This window comes from Actinomyces sp. 565 (assembly GCF_010365615.1).
Taxonomy (GTDB): Bacteria; Actinomycetota; Actinomycetes; order Actinomycetales; family Actinomycetaceae; genus Actinomyces.
This window is the reverse complement of record NZ_PIZD01000016.1, coordinates 8,180-19,281: the sequence shown is the minus strand read 5'-3', so window position 1 is coordinate 19,281 and position 11,102 is coordinate 8,180. Positions and strand designations below refer to the sequence as shown.

8 protein-coding genes are annotated in these 11,102 nt (G+C 70.3%); 2 read left to right on the top strand and 6 right to left on the bottom strand.

The window, feature by feature from the left end; genetic code table 11:
• Positions 1–40 precede the first annotated feature (40 nt).
• The 4 genes from GZ997_RS03155 to GZ997_RS03140 form a co-directional block, all read right to left on the bottom strand.
• The gene (locus GZ997_RS03155; RefSeq protein WP_162678819.1) at positions 41–685 is read right to left on the bottom strand and encodes a dihydrofolate reductase; all 645 of its coding nucleotides are present in this window, start codon (positions 683–685) and stop codon (positions 41–43) included.
• Entirely contained in the window at positions 682–1,557 is an 876-nt protein-coding gene (locus GZ997_RS03150; protein WP_162678818.1) for a thymidylate synthase, read from the bottom strand. The genes GZ997_RS03155 and GZ997_RS03150 overlap by 4 nt, the downstream gene beginning before the upstream one ends.
• A gap of 129 nt (positions 1,558–1,686) precedes the next feature.
• Positions 1,687–2,136 (bottom strand): OsmC family protein, encoded by a 450-nt coding sequence (locus GZ997_RS03145; RefSeq protein WP_161923892.1) that lies wholly within the window; start codon positions 2,134–2,136, stop codon positions 1,687–1,689.
• Between the two features lie 145 nt (positions 2,137–2,281).
• Positions 2,282–2,782 (bottom strand): DUF2505 domain-containing protein, encoded by a 501-nt coding sequence (locus tag GZ997_RS03140; protein ID WP_161923893.1) that lies wholly within the window; start codon positions 2,780–2,782, stop codon positions 2,282–2,284.
• Between the two features lie 195 nt (positions 2,783–2,977).
• Between GZ997_RS03140 and GZ997_RS03135 the strand changes: the two genes are divergently transcribed.
• Positions 2,978–4,435 (top strand): PAS domain-containing sensor histidine kinase, encoded by a 1,458-nt coding sequence (locus tag GZ997_RS03135; RefSeq protein WP_161923894.1) that lies wholly within the window; start codon positions 2,978–2,980, stop codon positions 4,433–4,435.
• 226 nt (positions 4,436–4,661) lie between these two features.
• Here GZ997_RS03135 and GZ997_RS03130 read toward each other — a convergent pair whose 3' ends face one another.
• Both GZ997_RS03130 and GZ997_RS03125 read right to left on the bottom strand, forming a co-directional pair.
• Positions 4,662–4,910, bottom strand: a complete 249-nt coding sequence (locus tag GZ997_RS03130) for a WhiB family transcriptional regulator (RefSeq protein ID WP_008729815.1) — start codon at positions 4,908–4,910, stop codon at positions 4,662–4,664.
• A gap of 279 nt (positions 4,911–5,189) precedes the next feature.
• Positions 5,190–8,501, bottom strand: a complete 3,312-nt coding sequence (locus GZ997_RS03125) for an FtsK/SpoIIIE domain-containing protein (RefSeq protein ID WP_162678817.1) — start codon at positions 8,499–8,501, stop codon at positions 5,190–5,192.
• A gap of 167 nt (positions 8,502–8,668) precedes the next feature.
• On the opposite strand from GZ997_RS03125, the gene ligA reads away from it, so the two are divergent.
• Positions 8,669–11,092 carry an NAD-dependent DNA ligase LigA gene (gene ligA, locus GZ997_RS03120; RefSeq protein WP_162678816.1) on the top strand — a complete coding sequence of 808 codons (2,424 nt, stop codon included), beginning with the start codon at positions 8,669–8,671 and terminating at the stop codon, positions 11,090–11,092.
• Positions 11,093–11,102: the final 10 nt, after the last annotated feature.

Here is an 11,102-nt window from a genome sequence, read left to right as displayed (position 1 = left end):
GGGCGCGCACCGTCTACCGGTGCGCGCCCCACGGTGGTCTCTACCTCCTGGTGCGCCGCCAGTGGTCCACCCGCCAGGACGCGTCCCCCGATACTGGGCGCCACTGTCCGCGCGGATCCGAGCGGGGGCCGCCGGGGGTCCATCGGGACGGAGCGAGCGCCGGGGCATGCACCAGCCGCTGCGGGGCTATACCCGCCGCGGCTGCCCGCGCTCCGGCGTCGAGGTCGACGAGTGTTATGAGCAACTCGTCCACCAGGTCGGATTCAAGCGCCTGTTTGTAAACGGTGCCGCCGCCTATTACCCATACTCGTGGCAGGCTGCGGTAACCGTCCTCGCGTGGGTCCGGACCGAGGCTCCCGACGGCATCGTGGGCCGCCGCCAGCGCTTCGCGCAGATCGCCTGCCACGAGTGCTCCCGGCGCGGTCCAGTGGCTCCTTCGCGTGAGGACTACGTTGGCGCGCCCGTCCAGCGCGCCTCCGAGCGAGTCCCAGGTGGTGCGGCCCATGACGACGGCGCCTCCCCGGGTAGCCGCGCGGAAATGGCGGAAGTCCGCCGGTACCCGCCAGAGCATCTCGTCATCGGCGCCGATGACGCCGCTGCGGTCCTGCGCCCAGATCGCGCCTACTGGCTGTTGCCGACCCGGCTCCCCAGACGCCGGACCGGTGTGACTAACTGGGTTATTCACACCGCCACCGGAGCCTTGATGGTCGGATGGTGCTGGTAGCCGGCGGAGGCGTCAATGTCATCCATAGCGTACGCATCAATCGAATCCGCCCGCTCCAACCGCAGCCGGGGGAAGGGGTAGGCGAGTGGCACCCGGGAGAGCTGCTCGTGAACCTGGGTCACGTGATTGCTGTAGATGTGGCAGTCCCCGCCGGTCCACACCAGTTCACCTACCTCCAGCTCCGCCTGCTGGGCCAGCATGTGGGTCAGCAGCGCGTAGGAGGCGATGTTGAAGGGCACCCCCAGAAACAGGTCCGCCGAGCGCTGGTAGACCTGCAGAGACAGGCGCCCGTCGGCCACGTAGCACTGGAAGAAGGCATGGCAGGGCGCCAGGGCCATGCGGTCCAGCTCACCCACGTTCCAGGCGGATACGAGCATGCGCCGGGAATCGGGGTCGCGGCGCAGGGTGTCGATCACCCCGGCGATCTGGTCGATAACCCCGCCATCCCGCGCCGGCCAGCTGCGCCACTGGGCGCCGTAGATCGGGCCAAGTTCGCCGTCGGCGCCGGCCCACTCATCCCAGATGGTGATGCCGCGCTCCTGTAGCCAGCGGGCGTTCATGTCGCCGCGCAGGAACCACAGCAACTCGCCCTTCACGGCCTTCATGGCCACGAACTTCGTGGTGATGCGGGGAAAGCCCTTGGTCAGGTCGTAGCGCAGCTGCCTGCCGAACAGCGAGCGGGTTCCGGTGCCGGTACGGTCCCCCTTGCGGGCCCCATCGAGCAGGACTTCCGCCAGCAGCTCCTCGTAGGCGGTATCAACACCGTCCGGTGGCGTCAGTCCCATCCGCGAAAGGTGTGGGTACTCGCTACTGCTGTTGGCGTTGTCGCTCATGAATGCGTCTCCGTCTCATCCAGTGCATCTGCTGGGCGTGCTGCGCCCACACTATCGGTACTTGAGCGGATTGCGGGTACTCCCGCCACGCAAGGGGGATCGATCAAGCCGGGAAGCCCCCGCCGCGGCTCACGCCGCGTCGGGGTCGTCAAGCAGGTGCAGGCGAATGCCGGCCCCGTGCTCGATCGTGTGACCGACCGTGCAGCCGCGCTCGATGGCCCGCTCGACTCGCTCATTCAGCGTCTGCCGCTGCTCGGGGCTGAGCGAGGCGAAGTCGGCGATGATCTGCACATCAAAGTCGCTGTAGCGCTCCTCCTCCTCGTTCTTCAGCGTGGACACGATGAAGTTGGCGTCGAAGTCCTCGCCGAGAGCCTTGGCGAGCCGGTGATCCGCAGACAGGGTGTTGCAGGCGCCCAGGGCGATTTTGATCAGCTCCCCGGGGGAGAACTCGCCCTCGCCCATGCCCACGCGGACCTCGGCCCCGCGGGAATTGTGGCCCAGGTACTGCCGGGTGCCGGTGCGCTCGGCCCAAACCGAGTTGCTCTGCGTGGGGGTGATGATGTCATCGAGATTGTTCATGGCTGGATGGTGCCATGCGGTTCACCGGGAAGACCAGGACATGCGCGTTTGGCGGAACGGGAATATCCGCGGGCGTGCTCGTGGAATATCCGTGGGCTGCCCGCGGCGAGGTGAGCGGCGGGCCGGGCTGGACCACCCGGCAGGTTCACGCGTTGGCGAGCCAGGCTGCGCCGCGCCGCTGCTCGTCGGCCACAACTCTGCCGACTCTGGCAAGCGCCTTCTCCTCTACGCTGCGCCCGACCAGGGGCACCGAGACGGACAGGTCCAGGTCGACCACGACACTGGTGGACTCGCCGTCCGCGCCCGAACCCATGGACATGGCTGCGCCGACTTTTACCGGGGCGCCCTTGACGGTGGCCTCCAGGCTGCCGGTACGAGACCCGTCTGCCGCGGGTTCCGTCCAGGACTCGGTCAGTCCGAAGGAGACGGCGGAGCGGACGAAGCGCGCTGCTGCGGAAGGCAGGCGGGAGGGCGGTACCGAGCCGGAGGTGGTGGCGACGAATCCGCGCCCGCGGGCGGCGACGTCGACGCTCATGTCATTGAGTTGCAAGCGCTCGAAACGAGCTCGCTGATACGCGGGATCGGCCAGCATGGCGGCGACGCGTGCCGGATCGGCGGGGTAGGTGATGGTGACGCGCTTCTTCATGCCTACGATCCTGCCATGTATCGCTGACGATTAGCGTGCATCTACTACGCGTTGTGCCTACGCCCACGTTCTGGCAGGTAGGAGCCCCCGGGCGGACGGCTGGCCGGGGCCAGGCCGTGGACGCGGGTTCGCCGCGCAGCCGGTGCGAGGATGACTCGTGGCGGATTGGGCCGTGCATCCCGGTAGCATCGGGGCGTGTCGAGTCTTCTGCCCTCCTCGGTCCGCGGCATCGTCAGTCTGCCTCCCACAGACCTGGACTGGTTGCACCAGCTCATGGCGGACTGGCAGGTGGTTGCCGACTTGTCCGTGTCAGACCTGGTGCTGTGGGTGTACACCGATTCCGGTCGCTTCGTGGCCGCCGCACACTCGCGTCCGGCCACCGGTGCCACGGTCCACTTGGAGGACGTCATTGGGCGCCGCATGCCCGCCGCCCGCGAGGTCCTGGCCCTCGAGGCGTTGACGAGCGGGCAGATCGTGGTGGCTGCGGCGCCCGAGTGGACCGGCTCATCGGCGGTGCGTGAGGAGTACGTGCCGGTTATGCACAGTGGCCGGGCCATCGCCGTCATGACCCGGGAGACCGCCGTCGGCGTACTACGAGGCGGACGCATCGTGGACAAGCCCCTCGAGGTACTGGCGGATGCCCTGTGCCTGATGATCGCCCAGGGCGCTTTCCCCATCAACGGTGCCGCTACCGGCATGCGCCATGGCACACCGCGGGTGGGTGACGGCGTGGTCAGCCTCGACGACGACGGGGTGGTCACCTACGCCTCACCGAATGCGCAGTCCTGCTTCCACCGGCTCGGCGTCGCGGGCGACATCGAGGGATGCCAGCTCGCCGAGGCCGTCACCAGCATCATCCCCGAGCGCACGCCCGTGGATGAGACCATGGCGGTGGTGCTGATGGGACGGCAGGCCTGGCTGACCGAGGTGGAGGTCGGGGGCGTGTTCCTCTCATTGCGCTCCATCCCGCTGCGCCGGGACGGGGCCAGAGCCGGAGCGCTGCTGCTGGTGCGCGACGTCTCGGAGATCCGTCGCCGGGAGCAGGTGCTGATGAATAAGGACGCGACGATCCGCGAGATCCATCACCGCGTCAAGAACAACCTGCAGACAGTGTCTGCCCTGCTGCGCATGCAGGCTCGCCGTGCCACCAATGAGGAGACGCGCATCGCGCTGACCGAGGCGGAGCGCCGGGTGGGCACGATCGCCACCGTGCACGCGGCGCTCAGCCAGAACGTGGATGAGAAGGTCGACTTTGACGAGGTCTTCTCCTCAGTGCTCCGCTCGGCTGCCGCCGTCGCCACCCCCACCGGACACGTGTCCACCCGGTTGGAGGGGGAGTTCGGCATTGTCGACGCCGACTCCGCGCAGGCGCTCGCCACCGTACTGGCGGAGCTGGTGACCAACGCGGTTGAGCACGGCCTGGAGGACCGCGACGGCACCGTGACAGTTCGGGCACAGCGCGAGGGCAGCCGACTGACCGTCCACGTGATCGACGACGGAGTGGGCCTGGTGCCCGGCACGGAGATGACCGGTCTGGGCACGCGGATTGTGAGCACACTCGTGCGCGGCGAGCTGTGCGGCTCGATTGACTGGCGGCCCGCACCCAGCGGGCGCGGCACAGACGTAGTAGTGCATGCCCAGCTGAGTGACTAGCGGGGCGATCGGTGCGCCTGGTCTGTGCTCGTGCGCATGTGCCGCCCCGGGCACTCCCCGGACCTGGCGCGCACCCAGGCCGTGGAGCACCTGCCTGAGAACCCGCTGCTATCAGGCGGTGTCACGCGCGCGGCGGTGCGAATTAGTCAGTCCTGTTCAGTTCGCTTCCCGGAGCGGAGATCGGGGAGCGCAGGGCATCCAGCCCAGGGGCGGCGCTCGAAGGCGCTCAGGAGGACCTGCGTGCGCGAGCGGCGCGGCGCTTCAGCGAGCGGCGCTCATCCTCGCTCATACCGCCCCACACTCCGGCGTCCTGGCCGTTCTCCAGAGCCCACTTCAGGCAGGTGTCCACGACCTCGCAGCGGGCGCACACCTCCTTGGCCTCAGCGATCTGCGCGATCGCGGGGCCGGTGTTGCCGACGGGGAAGAACAGTTCCGGGTCGACCGTGAGACAAGCTGCCTGGCTCCGCCAATCCATAGAGGCTCCCTTCGGGGACATGAGTGCTGCTGCGGTGCGCGTTACGTGCCGTCCCGAAATCGCCGAGGCGGGCGTTGGACCACCGCGTCCTGCCCCAACTTTCACACGCTCACCGGGCCGGGGCAAGACCCCGTAGGTGAGAGCTGTGCCGACGGCCTGTCGTGATGGTCACAGTCAACTGCGGTGTTACTGCAACGGTTACAGGGGTGAAACCTCGGCCTGGCGCCAGGCAGGCCAACAGCTGGCGGAGCCCGGTGCCAATGCGCGCGCATGGGGCGCTCACTGCTCATCCACCCGGGCGGCCGGCTCACGCACGACCTGCAGCGGGGTCAGGCCGCCGCGCCACACCAGCACGCCGCGTCCCGGCACGGTGGCGCCGCGCGGGTCAATACTGCCGCGCAGCTGCCTGCCCGCGGCCTGCGCGGCCGGTCCCAGGCCCGGCCACAGCACCAGCACGGCCCCTCGTTCCCGCAGCAGGGCAAGCGGACCCCGATAAGTGCCGGCCGCGCGCTCCGTGGTCGCGGAGGCGATCACACAGCGCCCCTGGCTCACCGCCGCCTCCACGCGCGCCTGCACCCCGGGGTCACTCAGGTCCAGGTCATCGGCGACGAGCGGGGCGGAGGCATCCGCGCCGACGGCGGCGTGAGCACAGCGGGCCAGGGCCGCAACCGCGGTACTGCGTCCGGATCCGGGAGGCCCAACCACGAGCACACACCCGCCGGGCAGCGGCACCGGGGCGGCGCTGTCACCGCCCACCGCCCAAACGCCCGGAGCGGACGGCACTGTTATGGGGATTTCCTCCAGCCGGCGCAAACCGGGGCCGGGGCCGCGGTGCTCGTCCGGCTCGGGCAGAACCACCTGACATGCGGTGGATTCGCCGCCGTCGAGCAGTACGCCGCGCCCCGGCCCCCGACCCGTGACGACGCCACGCGGCAACCCCGCCAGGGAGGCCTGAGTCGGCTGCACGGCCCCGAGCACCAGCCGCCGCCGTAGCGGTACGGTCCAACGCGCATTGGCCACCGTCAGCGGCGCAGCCACCAGCACCCCGGTCCCGGTCGAGGCGGCCGCGCGCACCACTGACTCGAGCAGCGCCAGTCCTTCACCCGGTCCGAGCGCCTCGTCCACAGACGCCAGCATGACGTCGACGTCGTCAATGGCCAGCAGGTCCCCGCGCAACGATCCCGCGGCCGCCAACGACCAAAGACGTGCCAGGCGCCGGGGATCGTCCCCTCCCACGACGGTACCCACCCCGGCCCGTCCCGCCAGCTCGGCCGGAGCGGAGTGCGGCTGTGCGCACACGTGCACATTCACGCCGCGGGCGAGCGCCCCCACCGCGGCCGAGTACACGGCCGTCGAGCGCCCGCATCCCGCTGCCCCCAGCACCAGCAGCGGCTCTGCCGGAGACCATACCCACGTGCCCAGGCGCTGCTGCTCGGGCAGGTCCGTCAGTAGCAGGATGCAGTCCGCGGAGCCAGCAGTGCCCTGCGCCTGCTCCGGCAGCGTCCCCGGGGCGGGCGCGGGCGCCTCGCGGGCGGCGGCGAGGGCGCGCGCCTGCCGACGGCGCACCCGCGCAGGCAGTGGTGGTGCCCAGGGGCGCCACGGGGTGATCGTGCCGGCCGCGGCGGCGACCTCCTCGATCAGGGCCGCCAGATGGCGCTCTGTGCCGCACCAGGGCGCCTGCAGCACCTCGCCCGCCTGCACCTGCGTCCCGGTGGACGTAAGCACTCGGCCCGGGTGCGCGGGCAGGTGCGCGGCGCCGTCATGACCCAGTACGTCGCGGGAGTCCGCCGGATCCAGCACGCGCAGGCACACGCGCAGATTCGTGTTCGCGCGGATCGTGGGGGACACGGCGCCGCCCGGACGCTGCGTTGACAGAATCAGGTGGATACCGAGGCTGCGGCCCTGCGCGGCCACCCTGACCAGCGAGTCGAGCACCTCCGGGTGCTCCGCTGCCAGGGTGGCGAACTCGTCAACCACCAGCACTAGCCTGGCGGGCGCGATTCCCGCAGCCAGGTAGGAGATGTCCTTGGCGCGGTGGTCGGCGAGCAGGCGCTCGCGGCGGCGCACTTCGGCCTCGAGTGACTCCAGGGCGCGGCGGGTGCCCGCCGGATCCAGGTCGGTCAGGACCCCGGCCGTGTGCGGCAGCTGGGCCAGCGGGCCGAAGGCGGCCCCGCCCTTGTAATCGACCAGGACCAGCGTCAGTGCCGTCGGTGGCCGGGAGGCCGCCAGCTGCAGCAGCCAGGAGATGAGCAGCTCCGACTTGCCCGAACCGGTTGTGCCCGCGAGCAGCGCGTGGGGACCATCCCGGACCAAGTCGACGGATACCGGCCCGCGGGAACCCACGCCCAGGACGGCCGGCAGGCCTGCAGACACCGCCTGCCAGCGACGTCGCAGAAGCGCTCGATCCAGGTCGGTGCACACCTCCTCTATCCGCACGCTTCCCGGTAGCTCGGTGGTCCGCCCGGCGGCCTCGTCGGTGCCGGGCAGCGGGATCCCCGCAGCAGCCAGGAGGACCGACCACCAGCGCTCACCGGGATCCACGGTCCGCCCGCGCACCGGCAGCACGCTGACAGCTACGGCCGCCCCCGTCAGCATCCCCGCGTCCGCGGCGCTCACGCTGACTTCCGACCGCCTGCCCTCGGGTCCCCAGGAGACATGCACAGCGGTAGCGTCCGCCTGCACCTGCCCGACTCCGCGCGCCAGCACCTGCGCGCCCCACCAACGCACGGCTGCTACCGCCATCGGCCCGGTCAGGGCGACGGAGTCGCCGGCGGCCACCCGTAACACCGTCCGACGCCGTCGGCGGCCGGTCCAGGCACGGACCTCATCCGCTTCCCTGGAGGAGGACTGCGCCCGGTGGGGCCCGCGCTCCCCGGCGTGCCGCACAGCAACGGCCAGAAGCATGCCCGCGGGGTCGGGAGTGCGCGCGCGCCGTCCGCGCCATCCCGCGGTGCCGGATACCGTCCGGCCCCGCCGATTCCCAAGCATCGGCACGAACCGAAGTAGCAGCATCACCCCCATGGGCGCCATGGCCAGCGCTCCCAGCGCTCCGCGGTTCCCGGTGCGAATAGTGACAACTACTAGCGTCACCAGCAGCCCGGCGGCCAGCCCCGAACCGAGGAGCATCCACCGGCTTTGCGCCGGTGTGGGCGGCTGCGGCGGGTGCAGGTCCGCGGGACGAGGACGCAGCTCCACCAGCGTCTCACCTAGGCGCAGCCGAGCTCCCGCGCGGCATTTCCGGGGCCGTGATCCCAACTTGCGCCAGCACCAGCGCCTGCGCACGCGCACACCGTTAGCGGAACCCGCATCCGACAGCAGCACACCGCGGTGGGTTTGCCGTACTCGTAGGTGCGATCGGGAGATGGCCCGATCCGTGAGCACCCCGTCACGGCCGATGGTGCCCCGCTCGGGCAACGGGACTACGAGGCCCTCATCGCAACCGTCGAGCACCGCCAGATGCCAGGCAGATGCCAGCGCCTCGCGGGCGGCGGAAGCGGCCGGTGCGGCGGGGTCGGTCATCGTTGGGCCGGGCGCGGACGCACCGGTCCCGGCCAGCGGTGGCGCGGGCGGTAGGAGCGAATCGGTGTGCATGGGCTGAGCCTGCTCCAGGCGGCCGGTACTGCGGGGCGGGCCTGGGGATGGGCCGCGCCCGCGCTGCTGCCAACGACGCCTGTGGATAGCGGCGCGTATCAGCCTTGGTCGGTAAGGCGATGCCGGGCGGTTCTGAAACAGTCAGGGACGTGGGGGAGGATGAGCCCATGAGCGAAGCCCGCCCCGCAACTTCAGCCGCCCTGGCCGCCGATCTGGTTAAGGTGCCCGCCGCCGTGCGTGCCCGCTGGACTGAACTGGTCAGGGTCATCGAGCGCGCCCGCGATGCCTACTACGCCGCCGTGGACTCCCAGAGTCCCTGGTCCGATGCCGAGTACGATGCCCTGTATCGCGAGCTGGAGTCACTGGAGAAGGCTTATCCAGCGCTTCAGCTGTCGGGCTCGCCCACCCAGTCCGTGGGCGGGCGGCCGACCACGGACTTCGCAGCGGCGCCGCATTATGCGCGCATGTACTCCCTGCAGGACGTGTTCGACCTGGAAGAGGTGGAGCAGTGGGCGCAGCGCATGGCGGCGGAGACCGGAGTGCCCGACGCCGAACTGGCGATGACCGCGGAGGTGAAGATCGACGGCCTGGCGGTCGCCCTGACCTATGAGCACGGCGTACTGACTCGCGCCGCCACGCGGGGCGACGGCGTAGTCGGGGAGGATGTCACTGGGAACGTGCGTACCATCGCCTCCGTGCCACTGGTGCTGGCAGGTGACTCGCATCCGGCCCGGGTGGAGGTACGCGGCGAGGTTTACTTCCCGGTGGACGCCTTCCACGAGTTCAATGAGCGCCGTCGTACCGAGAACCTCCAGCGGGAGGCACAGGGCCGCCCCCGCCTGCAGGTATTCGCCAACCCGCGCAACGCCGCTGCCGGCTCGCTGCGGCAGAAGAACCCCGCCGTCACAGCCGCCCGGCCGCTGGCCATGATCGCCCACGGGATTGGCGCCATAACGCCGGCTCCCGGCCAGCAACTGCCCACTACCCAGCACGCCTGGTATGAGCTGCTGGAATCCTGGGGGCTTCCGGTCTCCCCCTACAACGAGGTGGTACGCGGACGAGCTGAGCGCGAGGCATACATTGCGCGCTATGCCGACCACCGCCATGACCTACTGCATGAGATTGACGGCATCGTGTTCAAGCTGGATTCCCAGCCGCTGCAGGACGAGCTGGGCTACACATCCCGTGTCCCCCGCTGGGCCACCGCCTATAAGTACCCGCCCGAGGAGGTTCACACCCGCCTACTGGACATCGACGTCCAGGTCGGCCGTACCGGCCGCGTCACCCCCTTCGGGATCATGGAGCCGGTGCTGGTGGCCGGTTCTCGCGTGTCCCGGGCCACCCTCCATAACGCCACCGAGGTAGCCCGCAAGGCGGTCAAGATCGGTGACATGGTGGTTCTACGGAAAGCCGGAGACGTCATCCCGGAGATCGTGGGACCGGTCCTTGAACGGCGCGACGGCTCCGAGCGGGAGTTCACCATGCCGCGCAACTGCCCCTCCTGCGGAACGGAACTGGCCCCGGCCAAGGAGGGCGATATCGACCTGCGCTGCCCCAATACCCGCTCCTGCCCGGCGCAGCTGACCGAACGGATTGCCCACATCGGCTCGCGCGGCGCCCTGGATATCGAGGGCCTGGGAGACGAGGCCGCCCTGGCACTGACCCAGCCCGACGCCGGACGCGCAGAGGTCCTGGCCGCGCTCGCGGCGGGTCACCTGCTCGAGACCGAGCGTGGCCGCCTGCACTTGTCGGCGTCCGAGCTGGGGGCCCTCCACCCCTCCGAGCGAGTCGGGGCGGCCGAGGCACTGCTGTCCGCCGCTGGCGCGTCCGAGCAGCAGCCGGCGCTCACGGGTGAGGCCGGGCTGTTCGAGCTGACGGCGGCCGATCTGCGTGAGGTGTTTGTCTACCGGCCCGTCACCCGTGGCGGGCTGCCTACCGGCGACTGGCGGCTACTGCGTTTCTTCTGGTCCAAGCAGACCTACACCAAGGAAGGCGAGGTCAAGAAGCCGACCCGGCCGGGGAAGCACGCCACGGCCATGCTTGCCCAGCTCGATGCGGCCAAGCGTCAGCCCCTGTGGCGAGTCCTCGTGGCCCTGTCCGTGCGACACGTGGGCCCGACGGCGGCCCGTGCGCTGGCTGCCCGCTTCGGCTCCATGGAACAGCTCCAGGCCGCCGGCGTGGAGGAGCTGGCGCAGGTGGAGGGGGTTGGCCCAACGATTGCCGCCGCTTGGAAGGACTGGCTTGAGGTTGACTGGCACCAGCAGATCCTGTCCCGCTGGGTGGCCGCCGGGGTGCGCATGGCTGATGAGACCGCGCCGGGGGAGGCCGCGCCCCAGACGCTGGGCGGCCTGACCATTGTGGTAACTGGCACGCTGCAGGGCTTTACCCGGGATGGTGCCAAGGAGGCCATTGTCTCCCGCGGTGGCAAGGCGTCCGGTAGCGTCTCAAAGCGGACGAGTTACGTCGTCGTCGGCGAGAACGCAGGTTCTAAGGAGGCCAAGGCACGCGAACTGGGCCTGCCGCTGTTGGACGAGGCCGGCTTTGAGACCCTGCTGGCTGGTGGCCCCGAGGCACTCGCAGCCGATTCCTGACGTGCATCGG